This window comes from Methylobacterium sp. Leaf88, assembly GCF_001422795.1.
GTDB lineage: Bacteria > Pseudomonadota > Alphaproteobacteria > Rhizobiales > Beijerinckiaceae > Methylobacterium.
In genome coordinates, this window is record NZ_LMMK01000013.1 from 42269 (window position 1) to 67011 (window position 24743).

Annotated in this window: 18 protein-coding genes and 1 pseudogene; 8 read left to right on the forward strand and 11 right to left on the reverse strand. The window is 70.9% G+C overall.

The window, feature by feature from the left end:
* Positions 1–44: 44 nt before the first annotated feature.
* The 8 genes from ASF20_RS10375 to ASF20_RS10410 form a co-directional block, all read right to left on the reverse strand.
* Positions 45–1556 (reverse strand): lipopolysaccharide biosynthesis protein, encoded by a 1512-nt coding sequence (locus ASF20_RS10375; protein WP_056273878.1) that lies wholly within the window; start codon positions 1554–1556, stop codon positions 45–47.
* On the reverse strand, positions 1553–2926 hold the full coding sequence (locus tag ASF20_RS10380) for a glycosyltransferase family 4 protein (RefSeq protein WP_244476389.1): 1374 nt from the start codon (positions 2924–2926) through the stop codon (positions 1553–1555). The genes ASF20_RS10375 and ASF20_RS10380 overlap by 4 nt, the downstream gene beginning before the upstream one ends.
* A complete protein-coding gene (locus ASF20_RS10385) occupies positions 2923–4182 on the reverse strand; it encodes a glycosyltransferase family 4 protein (RefSeq protein ID WP_056273881.1) in 1260 nt (419 codons plus the stop codon). Before ASF20_RS10385 ends, ASF20_RS10380 begins: the two co-directional genes overlap by 4 nt.
* Positions 4163–5308 carry a glycosyltransferase family 1 protein gene (locus tag ASF20_RS10390; RefSeq protein WP_056273884.1) on the reverse strand — a complete coding sequence of 382 codons (1146 nt, stop codon included), beginning with the start codon at positions 5306–5308 and terminating at the stop codon, positions 4163–4165. Before ASF20_RS10390 ends, ASF20_RS10385 begins: the two co-directional genes overlap by 20 nt.
* A 41-nt stretch (positions 5309–5349) precedes the next feature.
* A complete protein-coding gene (locus ASF20_RS10395) occupies positions 5350–6456 on the reverse strand; it encodes a glycosyltransferase family 4 protein (protein ID WP_056273989.1) in 1107 nt (368 codons plus the stop codon).
* A 110-nt stretch (positions 6457–6566) separates the two neighbouring features.
* Positions 6567–8765 (reverse strand): polysaccharide biosynthesis tyrosine autokinase, encoded by a 2199-nt coding sequence (locus ASF20_RS10400; protein WP_056273886.1) that lies wholly within the window; start codon positions 8763–8765, stop codon positions 6567–6569.
* A 12-nt stretch (positions 8766–8777) separates the two neighbouring features.
* Positions 8778–9965, reverse strand: a complete 1188-nt coding sequence (locus ASF20_RS10405) for a glycosyltransferase (protein ID WP_056273890.1) — start codon at positions 9963–9965, stop codon at positions 8778–8780.
* A 253-nt stretch (positions 9966–10218) separates the two neighbouring features.
* Entirely contained in the window at positions 10219–11307 is a 1089-nt protein-coding gene (locus ASF20_RS10410) for an acyltransferase (RefSeq protein ID WP_056273893.1), read from the reverse strand.
* A gap of 429 nt (positions 11308–11736) precedes the next feature.
* On the opposite strand from ASF20_RS10410, the gene ASF20_RS10415 reads away from it, so the two are divergent.
* Genes ASF20_RS10415 through ASF20_RS10445 form a run of 7 tightly spaced genes read left to right on the forward strand, consistent with a single transcriptional unit; the run spans position 11737 to position 20609 of the window.
* Entirely contained in the window at positions 11737–11991 is a 255-nt protein-coding gene (locus ASF20_RS10415; protein ID WP_244472596.1) for an acyl carrier protein, read from the forward strand.
* Complete coding sequence (locus tag ASF20_RS10420; RefSeq protein WP_056273897.1) at positions 11988–13151, forward strand: acyl-CoA dehydrogenase family protein; 1164 nt, start codon at positions 11988–11990, stop codon at positions 13149–13151. The genes ASF20_RS10415 and ASF20_RS10420 overlap by 4 nt, the downstream gene beginning before the upstream one ends.
* Positions 13151–14119: an amino acid--[acyl-carrier-protein] ligase gene (locus ASF20_RS10425; protein WP_082501280.1), complete on the forward strand. Its 969-nt coding sequence runs from the start codon at positions 13151–13153 to the stop codon at positions 14117–14119. Before ASF20_RS10420 ends, ASF20_RS10425 begins: the two co-directional genes overlap by 1 nt.
* A gap of 4 nt (positions 14120–14123) precedes the next feature.
* Positions 14124–15098, forward strand: coding sequence for a DUF1839 family protein (locus ASF20_RS10430; RefSeq protein ID WP_056273900.1), 975 nt, complete (start codon positions 14124–14126; stop codon positions 15096–15098).
* Between the two features lie 9 nt (positions 15099–15107).
* The gene (locus ASF20_RS10435) at positions 15108–17543 is read left to right on the forward strand and encodes a glycoside hydrolase family 2 protein (protein ID WP_056273902.1); all 2436 of its coding nucleotides are present in this window, start codon (positions 15108–15110) and stop codon (positions 17541–17543) included.
* On the forward strand, positions 17533–19329 hold the full coding sequence (locus ASF20_RS10440; protein ID WP_056273905.1) for an alpha/beta fold hydrolase: 1797 nt from the start codon (positions 17533–17535) through the stop codon (positions 19327–19329). Before ASF20_RS10435 ends, ASF20_RS10440 begins: the two co-directional genes overlap by 11 nt.
* Positions 19326–20609, forward strand: a complete 1284-nt coding sequence (locus ASF20_RS10445; protein ID WP_056273907.1) for a hypothetical protein — start codon at positions 19326–19328, stop codon at positions 20607–20609. Before ASF20_RS10440 ends, ASF20_RS10445 begins: the two co-directional genes overlap by 4 nt.
* A gap of 10 nt (positions 20610–20619) precedes the next feature.
* Here the strand turns inward: ASF20_RS10445 and ASF20_RS10450 are convergent, their stop codons facing one another.
* Together ASF20_RS10450 and ASF20_RS10455 are read right to left on the reverse strand one after the other, a co-directional pair.
* Positions 20620–20877 (reverse strand): PilZ domain-containing protein, encoded by a 258-nt coding sequence (locus ASF20_RS10450; protein ID WP_056221625.1) that lies wholly within the window; start codon positions 20875–20877, stop codon positions 20620–20622.
* 84 nt (positions 20878–20961) lie between these two features.
* Positions 20962–21204 (reverse strand): PilZ domain-containing protein, encoded by a 243-nt coding sequence (locus tag ASF20_RS10455; protein ID WP_056221628.1) that lies wholly within the window; start codon positions 21202–21204, stop codon positions 20962–20964.
* A 258-nt stretch (positions 21205–21462) separates the two neighbouring features.
* On the opposite strand from ASF20_RS10455, the gene poxB reads away from it, so the two are divergent.
* The gene (poxB, locus tag ASF20_RS10460) at positions 21463–23223 is read left to right on the forward strand and encodes a ubiquinone-dependent pyruvate dehydrogenase (RefSeq protein WP_056273909.1); all 1761 of its coding nucleotides are present in this window, start codon (positions 21463–21465) and stop codon (positions 23221–23223) included.
* Positions 23224–23302: 79 nt separating this feature from the next.
* Here the strand turns inward: poxB and ASF20_RS10465 are convergent.
* Positions 23303–24743 (reverse strand): annotated as a pseudogene (locus tag ASF20_RS10465) (hypothetical protein); the annotation flags it as partial.

Sequence of the window (24743 nt, forward strand, 5' to 3'; positions counted from 1 at the left end):
GCGCAAAGGTTTGCGAAGCGTGCAGGTGCCGGGAGGGTGGTGGCTCAGCCGCCGCGGCGGACGAAGAACCCGAGCGCCGCGCGGACGGTGGGACGCAGGAAGACAAGGGCGAGGGTGCCATAGGCCGTCATGCCCAGGGTCACGCAGGCGACGAGGCCGAGTCGGTCGCCGAGGGCCGCGTTGATGGGCTCCTGCACCAGCAAGACCAGGGCCGCCATGGCGCCGGCGCAGGCCGTGGCGGGCAGCAGCACCCCGACGAGGCCCCCGTTGCTCACCGGCACGAAGCGCCCGGCCCGCGCGACGATCAGGGGTGAGAACAGGTAGGCCCGGACCACGTGGCCGATGACGAGGGCCGACAGGCCGAACGGTCCGGTGAGGATCGCCGTCACGGCCCCGATCCCGAACTGGGCGCCGGCGAGCTTCAGGGCGGTGCCGCTGCGGCCCAGCGCCGTGAAGATCATCCACAGCATGGAGGTCACGACGAATTCCGGCGCGAGCAGCGCCAGGATGCGCAGGACCGGCACCGCGTCGTGCCACTGTTCGCCGAACAGGAACGGGATCACGGTCGGGGCCACCGCCGCCATACCGAAGAAGGCCGGCAGCGCCAGGAAGGCGGAGGTCCGGGTGAAGTCGTGGAAGGCGGCGGCGAGGTCGGCCGGGCGGTCCTGCAGGCGGGCATAGGTGGTCAGCGCGACCGCCGAGAACGGGATCACCGCGACCTGGCTCACGAGGTCGATGCAGCGCCAGGCGAGGCGCAGGTGGCCGACATCGGCGGTGGACAGGAAATAGGCGGCGATCACCTCCTGACTGCGGATCGAGAAGACCAGCAGCAGGTTCGTGGAGAAGACCCGGGAGCCGAAGGCGATCTGGCGCCGGGCCGCCGCGAGATCCAGGCGCCGGGCCGGGACCCAGGGCATCGCCGCCCAGGTCAGGAGCGTGGTCGCGCCGGTGGCGACGAGGCGCTGGACCACGAGGCTCCAGACCCCGTAATCCGCGAGCGCCAGGGCCAGAGCGGCGGCGCCCCCGAGGAGGTTCGCGCCGAGCGCCCGGAGGGCAAGCTTGCGGAAGCCGAAGCTGCGCTGGAGCCGCGCCTCGTGGATCGCGCCCAGGGCCGAGATCACGAAGCAGGCGGAGAGCGCGCAGAGGGCGGGCCGCAGCTCGGGCAGGTCGAGCAGCCAGGCGATCGGCCAAGACAGGGCGACGAGGGCCGCAGCGTAGACGACGCTGGAGGCCAGGGTGACCCAGAAGGCGGTAGCGGCGAAGGCCTCCTCGAGATCGGCCCGCTGGACCACCGCGTCGGGCAGGCCGCCGCGGGCGACGATCTGCAGGATGTCGATGAACACGGCGGCGACGGCGACGAGCCCGAACTGGGCAGGCTCGATCAGCCGGGCCAGGACCAAGAACACCCCGAAGCTGAGGACGACGTTGCCGACGGAGGCCAGCGCCACCCAGCGGGCCGCCGCGAAGGAGCGGCCGGAGACGTCCGGCTCGTCGGTGACCCCGAGGGCGGCCGGGGCGGTGGCGGCCTGCCCCGGAAGCAGTGCGGTGGCGCTCACGCGCGGTCGGCCCGGCGCTCGTCCACAAGCTCGGCGTAGAGATCGAGATACTTCTCCGCCACGCGCACGGAGGTCGATTCCCGGATGACGTGCTGGAAGCTGCGCTCGTCCGGCAGACCGACGCGGCCGCGGGCGATCACGGCCCGGATTCGGTCGGCGAGCTCGGCTTCGTTGCCCGGCGTGAACAGCCATTCGGCGTTGTCCTCGCCGATCAGCTCGGGGATGCCGCCCGAGGCCGCGCCGATCACCGGCACGCCCATGACGTAGGCCTCGTAGATCGTCCGCGGCGAGGGCTCGGCCCAGAACGAGGGCACGATGAGCACGTCGATCTCGCTGAGGAAGTCGGCGGGCTTGGCCCAGCCCACGAACTCGATCGGCAGCCCCTCGGCCTGCGCCGTGAAGCGGTCGATCGAGTCGTCCATCGCTTGGCCGGCCACGAGGCAGCGCCAGTCGCCGGGGCCCACCGCGCGGAATGCGTCGACGAGGGTGCCGACGCCCTTCTCGACGTTGATGCGGCCGAGATAGCCGAAGGTCATCGGCCGACCGGTGCGGTCGATCCGCCGCCGCGCCTCTGGGTCGCCGTCCGGCACCGTGCAGGAATAGTAGATGACCCGGCGGCGCTCCGGCGCGAGGTGGCGGAACAGGCCGTGCGTCACGTGGGTCTTCAGGATTTCGGTTCCGACGCTGACCACGGCGCCCACCGCCCGGTTGGTGATCTGCTTGGTGGCGTTCACCACCTTGCAGCCGAGGTGCCAGTGCGTACAGGGCTTGCCGTGCCGGAACATCGCGGCATTGCCGCAGATCAGGTCGTACTCGCAGACCGTGTGGACGATCGGAATGCCGCGCTTGACCGCCTCCCGCCAGACCAGGGTGGAGACGTCGAGAAGCGAGTGGGTGTTGACGATGTCGGGCCGGAAATCATCGAGGACGCGGCCGAACTCCGCGGCGATGGCGAAGTTCCACTGCTGCTTCAGCTTGGCCCAGGTGCGGCCGACCCGCGTCGCCTTCGGCCAGTCCTCCAGCCAGAAATCGTTGTTGTGGGCCATGCGGTAGACGGTGACGCCGTTGCGCACGGTCTTGGGCTCGGCCTCCCGGGCGATGCAGGCCGCCGCCACCGTGTGGCCGGCCGTCACCAGCTCCTCGGCGAGATGCTCCACCGACCGCTCGGCGCCGCCGACGATGTAGGGCGGATAGAGCGCGCTGAGATGCAGGATGCGCAGCGGCCCGGTGGCGGCGATCCGTGCGGCACCCTCCGCGCCGCGCACCGCGAGCGCCGGGGCGGCGGACGGGGCCAGCTGGGCGCGGGCGAGGCCCGGGGCCGTCATCGCGGCGGTGGCCATCTCGGAAGCGGTCATCATGGAAGCGGTCATGGGCGACACTCGTCGAGACGCGGGGGCTCGGAGAAGGCCACCGGCGGGAGAGGATGGGGGGAGGTCGCGACGCCAGCGCGAACGGCGGCGTAGAGCTCGAGATAGGCGCCGGCGACGACGTCGGGGTCGGTGCCCGAGCGAACGGCTTCGGCGCGGGACAGGCCCTCGGGAAGGCGCTCCGGCGCCGCCACGACCCGCGCCATCGCGGTGGCCAGGGCGGACGCATCGCCGGGAGGGACGAGCCAGGGGCCGGCGCCGACCTGCTCGCCGATCCCGCCCACGGCGGTTCCGATCACCGGCACGGCGCGACCATAGGCTTCCGCCACCGTCCGGCCGAACGCCTCCGGCCAGACCGGCGGGACGACGAGACAGTCGATGGTGTCGAGGAAGGCATCCTTCTCGGCATACCCGACAAACGTTACCGGCAACCCCTCGGCCAGGGCGCGGTATCGCGCGAGCCCATCCGCAGCCCGGCCGGCGACGACGAGGCGCCACCCCTCGGGCGGCAGGTGGCGGCAGGCCGCCAGCAACACGTCGGTGCCCTTCGAGGCCTCGATGCGGCCGAGGGAGCCGAAGACGACCGGATCGCCGGGCCTGCGCGGCGGACGAGCGGAGGGGCCACCGGAGGCGATCGGGTTCCAGATCACTCGGCGAAGCGAGTCGGGAATCTCCGCGAAGAACCCGGCCGCCAGGTGCCGGTCCAGGATGTCGGTGCCGACCGCCGCGACGGCGGAGACCGCGCGCTGGCAGCGGCGGTGCGGCTCGGCGTAGAGCCGACACTTCAAGTGCTGGCCGGCGCAGGCGCGTCCGTGCTTCGCCATCGCACCGTTGGTGCACAGGCTGGTGAAGTCGTGAAGCGTGTGGACAACAGGAATATCGAGGCGCCGGAGCATCGGCCAGACGGCCGGGGTGATCTCCGAGATCGAGTGGGTGTTGACGACATCGGGGGCGAAGGCGCGGACCGCCGCCTCCATCCGGATCACCGTCTGCCGGTTCCACTGCGTGGCGAGCTTGTAGCGGAGGCGGTCGAGGCGTCCGTGCTGCGGCCAGTCGAGGCTGTGGAAGGGCGTGCCATGGCCGGTCCGGTAGACGGTGACCCCGTCCTGGAGGGTCGGCGCCTCCACCCGGCGCGAGGCGCAGGCCACCGCCACGGCATGGCCGAGGCCGGCCTGGGTCCGGGCCAGGGTCTCCACCATCAGTTCGGCGCCGCCGACCTGCTCGGGGGCGTAGAGGGAGCTAAGGTGCAGGATGCGCATCCGAGGCCTCCCCGGCGGGCATTGGGCGGGCGGCGTCCCGCAAGGCCTCGAGCAGCACGCTCTCGTAGCGCCGGGCGGTCTCGGCCCAGTCGTAGCGTCGGGCATTGGCGTGGCCCCGCGCGATCAGGTCGGCGCGCAGGTCGGGCTCGTGCAGGAGGCGGCGCAGGGCCGCGGCGAGCGCAGCGGGATCGGCGGGATCGAAGGTAAGCGCACCATTCCCGGCGATCTCGGGCGTCGCCGAGCGGTCCGAGCACAGCACCGGGCAGCCCAGGGTCTGCGCCTCCAGCACCGGCAGGCAGAATCCTTCGGCAAAGGAGGGTACGCACAGGCACAGGGCGTCCCGGTAGAGAGCGGCGAGGCGATCCTCGCCGATGCGCGACAGGCGCGTCAGCCGCACCGGCGCCCCCGCCAAGGCCGCCGCGATGGTCTCTTGCGCGTCCTCGCCGACATGGACGATGGCAAGGTCGGGATGGGTTTGGGAGAGCGCCGCGGCCGCCCGCGCCAGGGCGGCGAAGTTCTTGTTGTGGGTGGCGTTGCCCACCGCCAGAACGTAGGCGCCCCGCGCGGTTTCGGGCGCGATGCCGCCCGTCGCCGACGCATCGAGCATGGCCGCCGAGGGCACGCTCCGGACGCGCTCGCGCAGGGAGGGGTAGAACTGCCCGAGGCTGTCCCGGGTGGTGTCCGAGACCGCGATCACCCGGGCGCTGTTGCCGAGGACCAGCCGGAAGATCAGGTCCGTCGTGAGCGCCTCGCGCCACCCGGTGCAGTCCGGGATGGTTCGGAAGTAGAGGTCGTGCACGACGGTGACGCGGGCCCGGCCGCCGAAGGCCGCACCGTAGGGATCGGCGTTCAAGACCACGTCGATCCCTTCCGCCCGGCACAGGGCCGGGACGGTGACGGCCTGGCGGAGAACGTCGAGGATCATCAGGCGCGGGCGCGGCACGGTCACGATCGCGACCCGGTCGCGGATCGCCTCGGGCAGCTGCGCGCGGGTCCAGGGCGAGCGCAGGACGACGGTGACGGTGCCCCGGTCGAGCAGCCCGGCGATCACCCGGAAGGCGACCAACGCCACGCCGGACGGGCGGCCGCCATGCTGGCTCGGCATGTTGACGAGGACGCGGGTCATCGTGGCTCGGCGGCTCCGGATGGGGGGATTGTCCGTCAGCGTCACGGGCGAGCGGCGGCCTGGCGGATCAGGTCGGCGAGGTCGTCCTGCATCCGGGTGGCGCCGTAGCGGGCGAGGGCCCGCTCGCGAGCCAGGCGAGTGCGCTCCGCGAAAGCCTCCGGGCGATCCAGGATCTCGGCGAGGGCGGCGGCGATGCGGTCGGGGCGACGGGGCGGTACGAGGGTGCCGAGGGCGCCGCCGTCGAGGATCTCGCTGGAAGCGCCGGCATCGGTGGCGACCACTGGCACGCCGGCCAGCATCGCCTCGACGAGGGTCCGGCCGAACGGCTCGGGGTCCACGGAGGGATGAACCACCGCATCGACGGCCTGCATCAGGCGAGGCACGTCGCTGCGCTGGCCCAGGAACAGGACCCGGTCGGCGACGCCGCGGGCCGCCGCGAGGTCGCGCAGGCCCGCCGCGTAGCCATCCTCGCCGAACAGGGCAGAGCCCACCACCAGACAGCGCAGGCCCGGCATCTCAGCCAGCGCCTCGATCACGACGTCCTGCCCTTTCCAGGGTGCGAGACGGCTGAACACGCCGACGAGGGGCCCGGCGGGCAGGCCGAGCTCCGTGCGCAGTTCCGCCACGGGGCGCGGGTCGAGGATCAGGTCGAGGCCATTCGGCACCACCGTCACCCGGTCCCGGCGTCCGCCCGCCTGCACGAACGCCTCGGCCGCGGCCCGCGAGGGGACGATGACGCACGCCGCGCAGGCATTGGCGAGCCGGGCCTGCACGATCCGCTGCGCCGGGCCGAAATGGGCGCCGTCGAGGATGTCGTGCAGGTGCCAGACCAGAGGGCGGCCGACGAGACGGGCCGGCAGGGCCGCGAGCAGGAAGGCCTTCTGCGAATTGGCATAGACCACGTCGCAGCCGCGCGCGGCCCGGGCGAGGTCCCGCGCCAAACGGGCGAGGCAGCCGAGCACCGGAAGGGCGCGCCAGGGGGAGACGTCCCGGCGCAGGCCGGAGAGGTCGGCGCCCGGCGCTGCGAGCCGGATCGTCAGGCCGGTCTCCCGCAGGGCGTCGGCGAGGGGGCCGCCCTCGAACAGGAAGGCCTGGGAGCCGGGCCAGGCCCGCACGACGTCCCGCAGGACGAGCTCGGCGCCGGACATGGTGCCCGTGTGGCTGACGAACAGCACCCGGGGCTGGGCCGCCCGCGCCCCCACCGGACGCGCGGTGCGCGCCCGCTCGGAACCGTTCGCGGTCGAGAGCGTCCCGGCCATCAGGCGGCTCCCGTACGATGCGGCAAGGACAGGGGCATGGCCTCGTAGGCCGGCTGGCCGCCGGGCTTGACCATCGTCATGGCGATGCCGAGGACGGCGCCGCCGGCCTGACGCAGGCTCGTCACGGTCTCGATCGTATCGGACAGCTGCGAGCGGCCCGCACGGGTGCAGCAGAGCACGCCGTCCACGTGGCGGGCGAGCATGCAGGCATCCATCAGCAGGCTGGTCGGCGGACTGTCGAGGAGCACGAGGTCGTAGCGCCGGCTCCAACGCAGGAGGTTCGCCATGCGCTGCTTCATCAGAAGCTCGGTTGAGTCCGGCGTCGGAACGCCGGCCGGGATGACGTCGAATCCGTCCTTGGCGATGACGGCCGCCGCGGCATCGATCTCGCCGCGCAGGATACCGGCGAGGCCAGGGCTGCGGCTCAGACCGAGGGACGCCTCGAAATTGGGCCGGCGCAGGTCGCACTCGATCACCAGGACACGGCGACCGCTCGCGGCACTGAGGCCGGCAATGGCGAAGGTCGTGAAGGACTTGCCCTCGCGCGGCTTGCCCGAGGTCACCAGCACCGTGCGCGAGCCGTCGCCGCCCGCCAGGAACAGGTGGGCGTGGAGGGTCCGCAGCACGTTCCGCATGCCGGGATCCGCCTGCGCCCGCTGCAGGGCCTCGGCCAGCGGCAGTTCGCGGCGCCGGTCGGAAAGGCGGCCCATCAGGCCGCCGGCAGCCAGGCAGGGCAGCTGGGCGAAGACCGGGGCGCCGGTGCCGGCCACCAGCTGGGCGGGCGTGCGGACCCGGCGGTCGGCGAGATCGCGCAGGAGGGCGGCGCCGGCAGCGAGCACGGTCGCCAGTACGACGGCCCCGGCCAGAAACGGGACGGGCTTGGGCGAGAACGCCTCCTGGGGCACTTCGGCGAGGCTGACCAAGCGGGTGCTGCCGGTGAGGATGCGGCGCTCGGTCTCCAGCTCGCTCGCCCGCTTCACGAGGTCGGCGTAGCGGGCGCGCTTGATCTCCGCGTTGCGGACCATGCCCTCGATCGAGGCCTCGTCGTCCATGGCGGCGGCCGCCTCGGACTTGGCGGCGTCCATCTGGGCGCGGAGGGAGCGGGCCAGGGTGTTCGAGGCCTCGTAAGTCTTGCGCAGGCCGTCGGCGACGTTGGCGAGTTCCCGGTCGATCCGGGCGCGCAGGCTGGCCTGCTCGGTCTGCAGGGCGCGAACGGTCGGGTGGTTCGGGCCGAGCAGAGTGCTCTGGTTGGCGAGCTGCGCACTGACGCCGCTGATCTGCTGCTTGAGGTCGCCTACGGCGCGGCTGGCGAGGACCGCCGGGGCGCTGTCGGAGCCGCGTCGACGGTCGGCCTCGATCTCCTTCAGGCGTGCAGCGGCATCCGCCTTGGCGGCCTCGGAGGCCGCGAGCTGCTGACTGATCCCGGTGAGGCGCTCGGCGCTGATCGGACCGGTCGCACCCTTCACGAGGCCTTTACGGCGGCGGAAGGCCTGGATGCGCGCCTCGTCGTCGCGGATCGAGGCGTCGAGCTGCTTGATCTCGGTGAACAGCCAGTCGGTGGCCGCCTTGCGGCTCGAGGCCTGCGCGTTGCGCTGGTCTTCCAGAAAGGCGTTGATGAGCGCGTTGGTCATCGTCTGCGCCACCTCGGGCAGCGGCGACTTGTAGCCGATGGCGATGACGCGGGAGCGGCCGGCGCTGCCGACCATGTAGCGCTTCTGCAGATACTCCACGAGCGCGTCGCGGTCCGCGCCGAGCTTGGCGCAGACGGCATCCTTCTTCTCCGTGATCCGGTCGGGATGCCCACGGGTGACGGTCTCACGGCATTCGGACATCACCGCCTCGGCGAGGCCGCTCTCGGCGGCGAGACGCATGAGGCGGGGCGAGCGGATCACCAGGATCTGGCTCTCCAGATCGGCCGGATCGCCGAGCTTCTGAATCCAGGCCATCGAGGCGTTGCTGGCGCCCGGCTCCGGCTCGGCCACGATGACGGACCCGGTCGCCACGTACTGGGCGGGTGTGCGCAACAGGATGGCCACCGCGAGCCCGAGGACGGCAACGAAGACGGTCACGAACAGGACGCGGCGGCGCCAGATCTTGAGGAGGGGCACCATGAGCGCGCCGCCGCGCTCGCGGTCCTGCTCGGGTACGCGCCCGGCGGCCGGCGCGCGGTCGGGCATGTCGAGGGTGAGGAGGGACATGCGCGCCGCTCCTCAGGACACGGCTTCGAAGCGGGGAACGGCCTCGAGCCGGGAGAGGGTGCGCAGGCGTGGCTCGCAGGCGGCGCGATGCATCGTGAGCTGTTCGTCGACGAAGCGCGAGAAGCGGATGCGGAACAGATCGGAGGAGAACGGCTCCGCCTGGTTCCGGCAGGCCTCGCGGGTGAAGCTGTCCTCCTGGCGGATGAAGTCGCAGACGCAGGACGCGATGGCATCGGGCTCGGGCGTGTCGAAGAACAGGCCCGTGCGGTTCGGCCCACGGACCTGCACGGTCTCGCGAGCGCCGCCGCGCCCGAGGGCGAGGACGGGCGTGCCCTCCGATTGGGCCTCCACAACGATGATCCCGAAATCCTCCTCCGCCGCGAAGACGAAGGCGCGGGCCGTGGCCATGAGACGGCGCAGCTCCTCGTCGGATACGAACCCCGCGAAGGTGACGTTCGAGGTCGCGATCGCCCTCAGCCGCTCGGCCTCCGGACCGGTGCCGGCGACCACGAGGTCGAGGCCGGGCAGCTGCGCGAAAGCACGCACCACGGCTTCGACGTTCTTGTAGGGCACGAGGCGGCTCGCCACCAGGAAGTGGTTCCCGCGCGGTCCGTCGTAGCGCTGGCTGGACAGGGTGACGGGCGGAGGGATCACCTCGGCGCCGCGGCCGTAGACCTTGTGGATCCGCCGCGCCACGAAACCGGAATTGGCGATGATCGCGTTCGGCCCGGGGGCGGTGCGGTAGTCCCACAGGCGCATCCGGTGGAGGATGAGCCGAGCGAGCAGGCCCTTGAGGCCGCTCGCGCAGCCGCTTTCCCGCAGATAGGTGTGCTGCAGATCCCAGGCGTAGCGCATGGGGGAGTGGACGTAGGACACGTGAAGCTGGTCCGGTCCGGTGAGTACGCCCTTGGCCACGGCGTAACTGCTCGAGATGACGAGGTCGTAGCTCGACAGGTCGAACTGCTCGATGGCGAGCGGCATCAGCGGCAGGTAGTGCCGGTGCCGCGTGCGCGCGAGGGGAAGGCGCTGGATGAAGCTCGTGCGCGCCTGCGTGTAGCCGAGATAGGTCCGCGCGGACTCGGGCAGGAAGTCGAACAGGGTATAGATATGGGCCTGCGGATAGATCTTCAGCAGCTGGCGCAGCACCTGCTCGGCGCCTCCGACCACGTATAACCAGTCGTGAACGATCGCTATACGCATCCGAACCATCCTCGCCGGCCTGCCGGACACCGAGAGAACCTCCGCAGACGGACGGCATGACACCGACCCCTGAGAGCATTCTCTCTTCGAACTAAACTACTATGATAAACCCACGCGCTGAAGTCATCTTACGCACGATCAGTACTTAGAGATAACAGTCTGCGGACGCTTTTATCGAAAATCAGGCTGCCCGTATTAGGTTTTTAGGAAGGATCAAGACAGACGGTGGTTTCGCATCGCGGCGTCCGTTCGTTCAGGAAGGAACCGCGCCGGGCAGCGGTCCAGGGCCCGGGCTCCGGTCGCACAACCGCCGCAGGGCGGCCCCGATGGGCCTTTCCACGCAGCGGAACAGCCATTCCCCGAGGAGCACGGAAGCGCTGAAGGCCAGGACGAAGACCAGGACGACGCGCAGGGGACCTGGAACCACCAGAACGGCCGCCACCTTGGCGCCGGCATGCAACATCAGATTGTGGATCAGGTAGAACGCGTAGCTGGCGTTCCCCTGGGAGAACAGCCACCTCGAGCGCAGGACGATGCCGCCCCGCTCCAGCAGAAGCAGCGCGCCGACGGCGAGCGCTGCGGCGCTCCCCCAGACAAGAGGGCGCAGGAACCCCGTCATCTCCAAATCGGCGCCGAGGGCGCCCGCCACCGCCTGCCCACCGAGGATGAGGGCGCCCGCGACCGCGAGCGCGCCGACGGCCGCCCGCCGGACCGGGAAGCCGGGCGAGGGCGCCCCGCAGCGGAGATAGGCGTAGCCCAGAGCCGCACCGGCCACGAATTCGAGCACGATCGGCTTCGTGTAATAGGCCCAGTAGAGGCCCGGTACCGGCGCCAGGCCGAGCAGGACCAGCGCACCGAAGGCGGCGGCCAGGCCGATCATCCGCGCGCGCAAGTCCGACACCAGCAGCAGGGCGGCGAATCCGGCATAGAAGAACATCTCGTAGTTGAGCGTCCAGCCCACCGAATTGAGGGGCTCGACGTAGCCGCCCCGCGAGAACGGCAGGAACAGCAGTGACTGCACCACGTAATCCGGCCGCAGTTCGACGATGCCGATGGGTTTCAGTCCGGCGAGCGCGATCAGCGCCAGCCCGAGGGTGACGAGCCAGTAGAGAGGTACCACGCGAATCGCCCGACGGAGCAGGAACGAACCGGGGGTCTCACTTCGCCCGGCCGTGCTCACGAACATGATGAAGCCGGACAGGACGAAGAACACGTCCACGCCCGCCGCTCCGAACGCCATCGCGTCGGGCCTCGGCAGAATGGGGCCCGCGTACAGTCCGAAATGCGTCAGGAAGACCGAATAGGCCGCCAGGGCGCGCAGGATCTGCAGGTTGTAGATCATCTCTCGCCGAAGGATCGTGTGCGTCCGCTGAACGGGAGCGGACCCGGTCAACGCCTGATCGTCGAACCTGAGCGCGCGCCGGCCCGCAAAGTCACGTCATTCCAGACATTATCCTGAATCGTTCCGCCTTTTGTCAATTATTGCGAGACTTTGTTTACCACGATATCAGGTGTTGTCCCTGGCGCTGCGGATGCCAGTGAATTTTCGAGCCGGAGGACCTTGGGGGAAGCGCCTGTAAAGTCGCCTTCCTCTAGGATTGGCACGAAGATCGATCAGAAGACCGGCGCGTTGGGTGAGCATCGGAGCGTCGGCCGTCGACAAACCCGATCGCACACAACAGAGCCCGGTATTTACCATCGTGGCCCTTGTTGTTTGACAATTCAAATTGCCAGCCAATACATGTGCTATTGCTTAGAAAGGAGCCGTACCTTGGTCACCTCCCAGGACATCCGCGAGATCCTCGCGACCAATGAGGTGCTCGCGCCGGTCGCCGAACAGATCGGCGACGACGACAGCCTGTTCGATCGAGGCCTCGACTCGTTCGGTTCGGTCCAGCTGATGCTGGCCCTCGAGGAGCGGTTCGGCATCGAGTTCCCGGACGAGTTCCTGACCCGCAAGTCCTTCGCGTCGATCGCTGCGATCCGCGAGACCGTGGCCACCGTCCTCCATCCGCAGGCCGCATGAGCACCCTGGCCCAGCGCGCGCAGCGGGCAGCGACGATCGCGGCGCTCCATGCCGACGCCGTCGACCGAGACGGCCGCTTCCCCCTGGAAGCGGTCACGGCCCTCAAGGCGGAGCGCCTGTTGGGCCTGCAGTTCCCGAGCCAGTTCGGCGGCGAAGGGGCCGGGCTGAGAGAGATCGCGGACCTGTGCTGCACGCTTGGGCAAGCGTGCAGCAGTGCCGCGATGGTGTTCGCGATGCACCACATCAAGGTCGCGAGCCTCGTGGCCCACGGCCTGGACAGCGCGTGGCATTGTCAGCTGATGGAGCGGATCGCCCAGGAGCAGCTCCTCGTCGCTTCCTCGACCACGGAGGCCGGGATCGGCGGCGACCTGCGCACCAGCTTCTGCGCCGTCGAGACCACCGGAGGCGTCTTCGCCCTCGGCAAAGACGCCTCCGTGATCTCCTACGGGACGCAGGCCGACCTGATCCTCGCCACTGCCCGGCGCCACCCGGAGGCCGCGGGCTCCGACCAAGTGCTGGTGGCCCTGTTCGCCGACCAGGTCTCCCTGGAGCGCAAGAGCGTGTGGGACACTCTCGGCATGCGCGGCACCTGCAGCGACGGCTTCCGCCTGGAGGCCCGGGACATTCCCGTCGAGCAGATCCTGCCCAAGCCCTTCGCGGAGATCGCGGCCCAGTCGATGCTGGCCTCCTCGCACCTCCTGTGGAGCAGCGTCTGGTTCGGCATCGCCAGTTCCGCTGTCGACCGCGCCCGCACCTTCGTGCAGACCGAGGCCCGGCGCCAGCCGGGGCAGGTGCCGCCGACGGCCCTGCGCCTCGCGGAAGTCTCGAACGCCCTCCAGGCGATGCGGGCCGCCATCGTGTCGGCGCTCCGCCGCTACGAGGACGCGCAGGGAGACGTCGACACCATCGGGTCGATCGGCTTCTCCGTCATGCTGAACAACTTGAAGACGACCGCCTCCGAGATGGCCGTCGACATCGTGCAGCGCGCCCTCTCGATCGTCGGCCTCGCCGGCTACCAGAACGGCACGCCCTTCAGCCTCGGCCGGCCCCTGCGCGACGTCCTGTCGGCGCCGCTGATGATCGGAAACGACCGCATCCTCGCCAACACCGCCAAGCTTCTGCTCGTGCAGAAGGGCGGCGGCCAGCTCATGAGCGCGTGATGGACTCGACCTTCTCTCCCCGGGCAGATTCCCGCGCCGCCGAAATCTTCGACGAGGCCCCGGACGGCGTCCCGAGCTTCCTCGATCGCCTGTTCGACCAGGGCCTCCTGGTACGCACCGGCGTCAACGGCCTCTACGGCCGCAGCGGCGCCTTCGAGAGCGTCGTCGATGCCCTCGAGCGCCTGATCAGCCGCCTCGGCGCGGCGGACGGGGCGGAGGTGATGCGCTTTCCCCCCGGCATGAGCCGGCCAGCCTTCGAGCGCAGCGGCTACCTCAAGGGTTTTCCGAACCTCGCCGGCACCATTCACAGCTTCTGCGGCAACGAGGCGGAGCATGCCGAGCTTCTCGCCTGCGTCGAAGCCCGGAGCGACTGGACCGGTCACCAGCAGGCGACGGACATCGTGCTCACCCCCGCGGCCTGCTACCCCCTCTACCCGGCCGCCGCAGCGCGCGGCCGCCTGCCCGAAGAGGGCGGCCTGTTCGACCTGCAATCGTACTGTTTCCGGCGCGAACCCAGCCTGGAACCGACCCGGATGCAGCTCTTCCGGATGCGCGAATACGTGCGCATGGGCAGCCCCGAGCAGGTGCTGGCCTTCCGTGAATCCTGGCTCGCCCGCGGCACCGAGATGATCCGCAGCCTCCTGCTGCCGCTGGCGATCGACGTCGCCAACGACCCGTTTTTCGGCCGGGCCGGGCGGATGCTCGCCAATAACCAGCGCCAGCAGAACCTGAAGTTCGAGCTGAACGTGCCGGTGAACAGCGTCGAGAAGCCGACCGCCTGCCTCAGCTTTAACTACCATCAGGACCATTTCGGAACGACCTGGAACCTGCGCCAAGCCGACGGCAGCGTCGCGCACACTGCCTGCGTCGGCTTCGGCCTGGAACGGATCACCCTGGCGCTCCTGCGCCATCACGGCCTTGACCTCGCCGCCTGGCCGGATGCCGTGCGCACCACCCTGTGGGGCTGATCCGGTGACCGCCGCACGCCTCCGGCCGGCGCAGGGGCTCGCCCCCGAGACGCCCTACGCGCCGCACCTGCTCCATGCGGCCGACCGCAACTGGCCGGAAACGAACTGCTACGTCGATCTCTGGATCGAACTCCTGCACGGGCGCGGCCTCGTGCCGGAGGCGATGCTGGGCTTCACCCTGCGGCAGGATTTCGAGGGCGACCAGTTCACGTTCTTCAAGCCGCCGGCGGCCGATCTCGAGCGGCTCTACGGGATCGAGGTGCTGGAGCTCGCCGTCTACGACACCCTCGAAGCGCAGGCCCTGATCCAGGTCCAACAGGGCCGACCGGTGCTGGTGGAGGTGGACGCTATCCACCTGCCTGATACTTCCGGCACCACCTACGGCCGGGAGCACGGCAAGACCACGATCGGTATTCTGGCCCTCGACCCCGAAACCCGGGAGCTCGACTACCTTCACAATGCCGGTCGCTTCCGGCTCTCCGGCGACAATTACCACGGCATCTTCGGACCTGCCGTGCTGCCGCCCTACGCGGAGTTCGTGAAGGCGGTCGCGTCTCCCATGAGCCCGGTTGATCTGCCGGGCGCCGCCCTCGACCTGCTACGGCGCCACCGTACGCGGGCGCCGGCGCACAATCCGGTCCTGGCGTTCCGCGACGCCCTCGCGCGGACGGCGCCTGCCCTGGTCCAGCGCCCCCTCGGGGTCTTTCACGCCTACGCCTTCAACACCACGCGCCAGCTCGGAGCGAATTTCGAGATGCTCGCGAGCCATCTCGCCTGGCTCGAAGCGGCAGCTGCGGGACCTTTCGCTCCAGCCTCGGACGCGGCCGCGCGCCTCGCCGTCGAGGCCAAGGCCTTCCAGTTCCAGCTTGCACGGGCTTTCCACCGCCGCAGTGCCGACGGTCTCGCGCCGCGTCTCGACCGGCTCGCGACCACCTACGCGGACGTGTTCGCAGCCCTCGACCGCGCGCTCGATCGGTAGGGGCGGAGCGTGGCCAGGATCCGGTCCATCGACGGTGTGGGACCGCAGGCCGTGGACGGCCCCTGGCGGCTCGCCCTGACGCCGCCCGGCGCCTGGGCCGGCCCGGGCGACCTGTCGGAGGCGGCGGACTGGATCCCCGCCCCGGTGCCCGGCACCGTCGCCGCGGCCCTGCGGGACGCCGGAGGCTGGTCGGAGTCGGCACCGATGCCGATCCATGACCAGGACGTCTGGTACCGGACCCGGCTGACCCAAAGCGGTCCCGTGCGCCTGCGCTTCGAGGGCTTGGCGACCCTCGCCGAGGTGTGGCTCGACGGCATGCCCGTGCTGGTCTCCCGCTCGATGTTCGAGGCCTACGCCGTCGAGGCCGATCTCCGGCCGGGGGCCGAGCTCGGCCTCTGCTTCCGGTCGCTCAAGGCGGAGCTCGACCGCCCGGGCAAACGCGGGCGCTGGCGCCCCCGCATGATCACGCCGGGCTCCCTGCGCCACGTCCGAACGAGCCTCCTCGGCTTCATGCCGGGCTGGTGCCCGGACATCGACCTCGTGGGTCCCTACCGCCCGATCACGGTGGAGCCCTTGCGCCGCGGCTTGGTGGAAGCCGACCTGCGGGCCACCTATGACGGCGACGTGGGCCGGCTGGCCGCGCGCCTGCGGATCGACGGCCATCCCGCATCGGTCACACTGCATTGCGCCGGGCGCGCGGTCACCCTGACGGAATCCGAGACCGATCTGTTCACCGGAACCCTGGCGCTGCCCGGCGTGGCGCCCTGGTGGCCCCATACCCACGGCACGCCTCACCTCCATCCCGTGCGCGTGGAAATCGACGGCACGACGGTCGATCTCGGCCGGACGGGCTTTCGCAGCCTGTCGCTGGCACGACCCTTCGCGGAGGGCCTGGCGCTCGCCGTCAACGGCGTGCCGGTGTTCTGTCGGGGTGCCAACTGGACCCCCCCGGACCTCGTCGGCCTCGGCACCGAGGATGGCGCCATCCTCGTCGACCTTGCGCGCGAGGCCGGCATGAACATGCTGCGCGTCTCCGGCGCCACCCTCTATCCCTCGCCCGAGTTCTACGACCTTTGCGACACCTCCGGCATCCTCGTCTGGCAGGACCTGATGCTGGCGAATTTCGATTATCCGCACGACGCCGCCGGCTTTGCCGCCAGCCTCGACCGGGAAGTGTCGGGGATCCTCGAGCGGACTCAGCTCGCACCCTGCCTCGCCGTGATCTGCGGCGGCAGCGAAGTCTGGCAGCAGGCGGCCATGCTCGGGGCGCCGCGGACGGTTTGGGCCGACGCCTTTTGCACCGAGACGCTGCCGGGGCTCGTCGCCGGCACCCGTCCCGACCTCGTGGTGGTACCGAACTCGCCCTCGGGCGGCGACCTACCGTTCTCGCCGAGCGCGGGCTGTACCCACTATTACGGCGTCGGTGCCTATCGCCGCCCTCTGGAGGATGCGCGCCGGGCCGAGGTGGGCTTCGCCAGCGAATGCCTCGCTTTCGCCAACCCGCCGGAACCGGCGACGCTCGGGCAGATGGGGCCCGCCGATCCACTCTGGGCTCGCGGCATCCCCCGCGACCGGGGCGCCGACTGGGATTTCGAGCAGGTGCGCGACCACTATGTCGCCCTGCTCTACGGGGTCGATCCCGCCGCCCTGCGCGCCGCCGATCCCGAGCGCTACCTCGAACTCGGCCGCGCCGCCGTGGCCGAGGTGATGGAGGCGACCTTCGCCGAGTGGCGCCGGGCGCGCTCGCCGACTGCCGGCGGCCTCGTCTGGTTCCTGCGTGACCTCGGGCCGGGCACCGGCTGGGGCGTGATCGACTGGACCCAAACCCCGAAATCCGGCTGGTACGCCTTGAAGCGCGCCTTCCGCCCGGTGCAGGTCACCCTGTCGGACGAGGGCCTGAGCGGTCTCCACCTCCATGTCCACAACGAGACCGCCCGGCCGGTCGACCTGCGCTTGGGGCTGATCTTCGCGGATCGCACCGGCAAAGTCGCGGCCCGGGCCGAACGCGGGATCACGGTCGACCCGCGCGCCTCGCTGACCCTCTCCTCCGCCGAGATGCTCGGCCGCTTCTTCGATGCCACCGACAGCTACCGCTTCGGCCCCCGCATCCACGACCTCGCGCATGCCCGTCTCACCGATGCGGACGGCGCGGTCGTCGCCGAAAGCTTCCACTTTCCGGGCCCCCGGCCAGTCACTCCCGAGGCGATCGGCCTGCGGGTCGAACCCGTGGCCGGTGCATCCGTACCGACCCTGCGCATCGGAACCGGGCATCTCGCCCTCGGGGTGAGCGTGCGGAGCTCCGCGGCGCGGCCCTGCGACAGCGGCTTCCACCTGGCACCGGGGACAGAGCGGCTGGTTCGCTTCCCCGGGTGCCATCGGCTCCCGCAGGGCGCGATCGCGGCCCTCAACAGCAGCGAAAGCGTGAGGTTCGGTCATGACGCGTGAGGTCCGCCCCGAGCACGAGACGCACGCGGCGCCCGACGCCGCCATGCCCGTGACCTTCGACGACCTGTTCGGATGGGTCCACCCGGCCGCGGGCCGGCGCGGCGTACTCTTGTGCGGCGCCTGTGGGTTCGAGCAGATGGCCGCCCATCGCCCTTGGCGCGCCCTGGCGGATCGACTCGCCGCGGCCGGCTGCCCGACCCTGCGGTTCGACTATCCGGGGGAGGGCAACTCCGGCGATCCCGGCGAGGTGCGGGTTTCGGCCAACGTCGCGGCGATCCGCCGGGCGATGCGCTTCCTGCGCGAGACGACCGGCGTCACGGAGATCGTCCTCGTCGGCCTGCGCCTCGGTGCCAACCTGGCCCTGCTGGCGGCCCAGGAGGAGAGCGTCGACCGCCTGGTCCTGCTGGCACCGGCCGCGACCGGACGCGCCTATCTCCGCGAGATGCGGCTTCGCGCCCGGACGGTGGGCGGCGTCGCGGAGGGCGCGGCCCCGAAGGCGGATCCGGACGGCCTGTCGGTCGGGGGCTTTCGCATGGATGCAGCCTTCCTGACCGATGTCGGTGCCCTCGACGCCGGCGCGATCACCCGCGCGCCGGCCCCGCGAACCCTGCTTCTCGCACCGGAGACCCGGACGCTGGCGGGACGGCTGACGGCGCTCGGCAGCGCCGTCGAGACGGGGCCGCTGCCGGGCCTTCCGCTTCTCGTGGGCGACCCGATCTTCGCCGAGGTCCCGGAGGCGGATTTCGATCGGATCACCGCCTTCGCAACGGACGGCGTCACCATCGCCGGTCCGGCCATTCCCCTGGATCTCGGCCCGGCGCACCTCGTCGGCCCCGGCTGGTCCGAGACGCCCGCCCGGTTCCAACCGGACCTGTTCGGCATCCGCTGTACGCCGCGGCGGCAGGATCCGGGCGCGCCGACGGTGGTGTTCGTCTCCACCGGCATGACCGTGCATTCGGGGTGGGGCCGGCAGACCACCACGCTCGCCCGCAGGCTCGCCGTCGACGGCATTCCGTCCTTCCGCTTCGACCTCGCGGGCATCGGCGACAGCGGCGGCCGGTCGGACGGTCGCAGGCCGCCCTACGCCCCCGACGGGTTCGCGGATGTGGGCCGTGCCCTCGATCACCTCGCCGAGGTCCGAGGCCCCATCGTCCTCATGGGCAATTGCAGCGGCGCCCATGCGGCGTTCCAGGCCCTCTGCCGCGACGCCCGGGTCGATGGGGCGCTCCTGATCAACCCCTACTGCTTCGACTGGGACCCGGATCAGGACGTCGACGCCGTGATCCGCCAGACGTTCGGCAGCACCGGCACCTATGCGGCGCTGCTCAAGCGGGGCGCGACCTGGCGGCGGCTCCTGCGCGGCGAGATCCACGTGCGGGCGATCGGCGCGACCCTGGCCAAGCGCGGCCTCGATGCGGCCGTCCGGCGGCTGCGGCGCCTCGTGAACCCGATCTCCCCCGGCGGCTCCGTCGCCCGACGGGTGGCGCGGCTGCGGCGACGGGGCGCCGAGATCCGCCTGGTCTACAGCGCCGGCGACCCCGGGCTCGCCGCCCTCCACCGCTATCTCGGCCGCGCGCCCGGTCGGGCCGATCGGCACCTCGGCGCGCCGGTGGCGATCGTGCCCGAGGTCGACCACAACTTCAGCTCGGCCACGGCGCAGGCCCTGCTCGGGCATCACCTGCGCGACCTCCTGACGGCGGTTCAGGAGGCCCGGGCGACCCGCACGGAAGCGCACAAACCCGTCGAGACCGATTCCCGGGCCACCGTTCTGGCGAGCCTGGCGTGAGCGGGCTCACCCGCCGGGCGACCCTGGCCCTTGGGGCGGGGGCCTTCGCATCGCGGATCGAGGCCGCACCCGCGCCGGCGCACCGCTGCGAGGACCTGATCGACGCCATCGGCATCAACGTGCATCTCGGCCATGGCGGCTCGCCCTACGTCGCGCGCTTTTCCGACTGTGCCGCCGCCCTCGACGACCTCGGCGTGCGCCACCTGCGCGACGACATCGTCCTCGTCGGCACGGAGCCGGCCGGGCAGTTCGAGCGGATCGCGGGGCTCGCCCGCCGGGGCTACCGCTTCAGCCTGGTCTTCTATGACGGCCTGACCCCCGGTCCGCGCGTGCCGCCGGAGCGCTTCGCCGAGATCGCCGACTGGGCCGACGACGGGCTCGTCGTCGTGGAGGGCGGCAACGAGCCGCCGGTGGCCGCGCGTCCGGGCCTTGCCCGCCTGTCCGCGGAGCATCAGGCGGCGCTGTTCCGCGCAGTGCGGGACGCCCCGCGGCACCGAACCGTCCGGGTGGCCGGGCCGAGCTACATCCAGGCCAACATCGCCGCCGCGGAGAACCTGTCCGCCTCGGTCGATCTCGCCAACGTCCACGCCTATCCGGGGCTGGAGCATCCCGAAACCCGAGGGGCGGGCAGTCTCGGCGGTTTCCTCACGGCCGTTCGGCCGGTCTTCGGCACCGCGCCGGTCATCGTCACGGAGACCGGCTATCACACGGCGCTGGCCACCCGGAGCGCCCACCTGCCGGTCTCGGAAGCTCTCCGCGCCCGCTACCTGCCGCGCCTCCTCCTGTGGAGCTACCTGCAGGGCGTACGCCGGACCTATCTCTACGAGCTGATCTCCGCGTTCGATGGGGGCGATGCCGATCCGGAGAGCCGGTTCGGACTGATCGCCCATGACGGCACGCCGAGCGCGTCCTTCGCCGCCGTTCGGAGCCTGATCCGCCTGTTCGGCGGTCGCGCGGAGGACGCGACGGCGTCCCGAGACCGCATCGGGGTCGTGCTGCCGGTCGATGTGCCCGATCTGGTGGCGACGAGTTTCCAGCGGGCGGACGGCGCCCTGCTGGTGCCGGTCTGGCTCGGGCTCGACGGCTGGGACCGGAACGCCCGGGCGCCGCGCCCGGACAGCGCGCCGCGCCCCGTGGCGCTCCATCTTTCGAGCCCGCCCCGGCGGTTGCGCCTGCACCGCTTCGGCGACGACGGCGTCGTCAGCGTCACGGGACTGGCACCGATGCAGGTCCCCACGGTGGCGGCCACCGACCGCCTCGCCGTCCTCGAGATCTGGTAGCCCGCCGGTCCTAGAGGGCCGGTTCGTCGAGGAACTGGACGCCGATCTCACCCGGCTTGCGCCACGCGACCCGGGCCGGGCGGCGCTCGCCCTGCAGCTCCAGCAGCAGCGTGAAGCGGTCGGGAATGCCGACCACGCTGGCGACCCGGAGACGGGCGCCGGATGCGGAGCGGTTGCGCAGCGTGCAGTCGATCACGCCGCCACCCTGCAACGCGATCTTGCCTGTCAGCAACGTGCGGGAGCGGGGCTCGGATCGTCTCTCTTCCATCGGGGGTGCCATGTGGTTGTGGTCGAGGCGAAGGTAGAGTCCCAGTGGTTACGACTCGGTATCCACGATCCGCCGGGCGGATCGTCAGCGGAATTGCACACCGATCATTTCGTCGGTGCGCCAGACGACGTGGCAGAGCTTGATCCCGTCCAGCGGTGGCGCCGTCAGCAGGAAGGGACTCGGCACCCGGGCGGCATCCGGAAGGGTGATCCTGACCCCGCCCAGGGAGACATCATGGACCAGGCAGGCGATCTCGGTGTGTTCGTCGAGAGTGATGCTGCCGGTCTCATCGGACAGGATCCGGGGTTCAGCGCGGCGGTCTTGCATGGGACGGATCTCGAGACAGATCGGACAGCCCAGATTCGGCGGCCCGCGCCAAGGACGGCCTAACCGGGTCGCTCAAATTGCCCGCATTCCCGAGAAAAGTCGGGGCCGGAAACCGCGCAGCGTATACGCCGAGGGTCGCGACGAGGTCGCGCCCCGCGCCAACGCCCCCGGATGACAGCTGCGCGTGGGACACAACCCTCGGCTGGAACCGCCGGGTGCGGCATCCGGTTCGGCAGGGGACAACCGGAGCCGAGCGCCATGAAGATCGTCACCGTCGCGGACCTCATCGTCGACACCCTGGACCAGGCGGGCGTCCAGCGGATCTACGGCATCGTCGGGGATAGCCTGAACGCGCTGACCGAGTCGCTGCGGGCCCGGGGCACCATCGACTGGGTCCATGTCCGCCACGAGGAGGTGGCGGCCTTCGCGGCGGGGGCCGACAGCCAGCTCTCGGGCAAGCTCGCGGTCTGCGCCGGGTCCTGCGGGCCGGGCCATGTCCACCTGATCAACGGCCTCTACGATTGCCACCGCACCCGCACCCCGGTGCTGGCCATCGCGGCCCATATCCCGTCGTCCGAGATCGGCTCGGGCTACTTCCAGGAGACGCATCCGGGCGAGCTGTTCCGCGAGTGCAGCCACTACTGCGAGATGGTGGGCGACGCCTCCCAGCTGCCGCAGGTGCTGGAGAACGCCATGCGGGCGGCGATCGGCCTCTCCGGCGTCGCCGTGGTCATCATCCCCGGCGACGTCGCCCTGATGGACGCGCCCACCCGCGGCGTCGCCCCCAATGCGGGGCTGATTCCGCCCAGGCCCGTGGTGCGCCCGGCCGAGCCCGAGCTCGACGCGCTCGCGGCGCTGCTGAACGGCTCGGAGCGGATCACCCTGCTGTGCGGACGCGGCTGCGCCGGGGCCCATGCCGAGCTGCTCCAACTGGCCGAGGCCCTGAAGAGTCCGATCGTGCATGCCCTCGGCGGCAAGGACGTGGTCGAGTACGACAACCCCTACGACGTCGGCATGACCGGGCTGATCGGCTTCTCGTCGGGCTACGCCGCGATGATGTCCTGCGACACCCTGCTGATGCTCGGCACCGACTTCCCCTACCGGCAGTTCTACCCGCAGGACGCGACGATCGCGCAGGTCGACATCCGCCCCGGCCAGCTCGGGCGCCGGTGCAAGCTCGACCTCGGCCTCGTCGGCCACGTGGACGACACCCTCCGGGCCCTCCTGCCGATGCTCACCGTCAAGACCGAGCGCAAGCATCTCGACGCCGCCCTGAAGCACTACGCCAAGGCGCGCGAGGACCTCGACGACCTCGCCACCGGGGCGCCCGCCAAGGGCTGGTTCGGCCTGAAATCGGCAAAGCCGCCGATCCACCCGCAATACCTGACGAAGCTGGTGAGCGAGGCGGCCGACGACGATGCGGTGTTCACGGCCGATGTCGGCACCCCGACGATCTGGGCGGCGCGCTACCTGAAGATGAACGGCCGGCGCCGGCTGATCGGCTCCTGGGTCCACGGCTCGATGGCCAACGCCATGGCGCAGGGCATCGGCGCGCAATCGGCCTATCCCGACCGGCAGGTGGTGTCGCTCTCGGGCGACGGCGGCTTCACCATGCTGATGGGCGACCTCCTCACCCTGCGCCAGCAGCAGCTGCCCCTGAAGATCGTGGTCTACAACAACGGCACCCTCGGCTTCGTCGAGCTGGAGATGAAGGCCGCGGGCTACATCGAGACGGGCGTGTCCCTCGACAACCCGGACTTCGCCGCCATGGCCCGCGGCGCCGGCATCCATGCCGTCCGGGTCGAGGACCCGGCCGAACTCGAGGACGCCGTGCGCGCGGTGATGGCCCATCCGGGCCCGGCTCTCCTCGACTGCGTGGTGGCCCGCCAGGAACTCTCGATGCCCCCGAAGATCGACGGCAAGCAGGTGAAGGGCTTCAGCCTCTACGTCCTGCGGGCGGTGATGAGCGGGCGCGGGGATTCGGTCCTCGACCTGGCGAAGACGAACCTCCTGCGCTGAGGCCCGGGGTCGCTCGGGCGGCCCATCCTCACCGCAAGCGCCGCTCGGGCGGCCGGGGTCTCCCAGCCGCCCGAGGCCGTCAGCCCAGGGGGGATCGGCCCTCGAGCGCGCCGAACTGCAGGTAGTGCAGCATCGGGTCGATCTGCTCGGCCCGGACGTCCGGGTTGGCCGCCTCGTAGGCGTTCGTGTGGAAGCCGGCGGACGGATCCCGCCCTTCCTTCCAGCCGAAGTCGTGATAGTGCGCCAGGGGATCCATGTTGGCGGCGGCGACGTCCTGGTAGGCCGCCAGATACCCCTGGGTGTCGAAGATCGCGTTCGGATCGCGGCCCTCGTGCCAGCCGTTGGTCTCGTAGTGCTGGTAGGCGAAGGCGAAGCTGTCCCCGCCGGCCTTAAGCGCCGCCTGGGCGACGTCGAGGTTGGACAGCAGGTAGTATTCCGCGTCGAAGCCCGGATGCGTGTTCAGGTCGAGCGCGCGGCCGACGGCGGCATAGGTCTCGCGCCCCTCGGCCTGGCCGAAAGCGAGGTAATGGACCAGGGGATTCATGCCCGCCGCCTTCACGTCCGGATTCCGGGCGAGGTACAGCTCGTTGTCGAAGCCGAGCGACGGATCGCGGCCCTCGTTCCAGCCGTTGGTCTCGTAATGCGTCAGGGGATTCACCTTCGCGGCCGCGACGTCCGGATTGGCCGCCAGGTAGCCCGTCGTCGAGAATTCCGCGTTCGGATCGCGGCCCTCCAGCCAGCCGAACTGGGCGTAGTGCGTGTCGGCATCCATGCCGTCCCGCCAGACGTCCTTGTTGCTGCCATAGTAGAACAGGTCGTCGACCAGCGGGCTGGCATCGTTCTCGACGATGGTCCCATCGGTGAACTTGATTTCGGAGATCCCGGTGACGTCGTGTGACAGTCCGCTCGGATCGATGACGAACGATCGCCCCTGCTCGATCCGGACCTGCGAGGCGTCGAAGGCGAACGCGAACGTGACGGCGTCGCGCGATCCCAGGTCCACGATCGCCCCGAGCGTCTGGGACGCGAGTCCCGGATGGTTCGCACCATCGGTGTAGGTCGCGTCGATGGCGAGCGCCTTGCCGCCATCCTGATAGCCGGGCGTATAGACGCCGGTGTTGTTCGTCTCGACGACGATCCCGTCGAGCTTGAAGTCGTAGGCGACGCTGCCGGCCGCCGGGTCGCCATCCGCATCCGTCACCCGGGCGGTCAGCCTCTGTCCCTCGACGGCCCGGCCATCGCTGAGGCCGGCCAGAAGCAGGCTGCCGGCCCGGTCCCCGTCCGCCACGCTGCCGCCCACGGCCGAGGCGACGTCCGCGTGGCCCTGCGCATCGGTGTAGCTGGCAACCACCGAAAGCACCTTGCCGGCCTCGGCGTAGCCGAGGGTGTACTGGCCGGACGTGTTGGTCTCGACCGTGCTGCCGTCGAGCTGGAACGCGTAGCTCACGCCCCCCGGTGCCGGGAGCCCGTCCGGGTCCGACAGGCTGGCGCTGACGGTCTGGCCTTCCGCCACCAGCCCC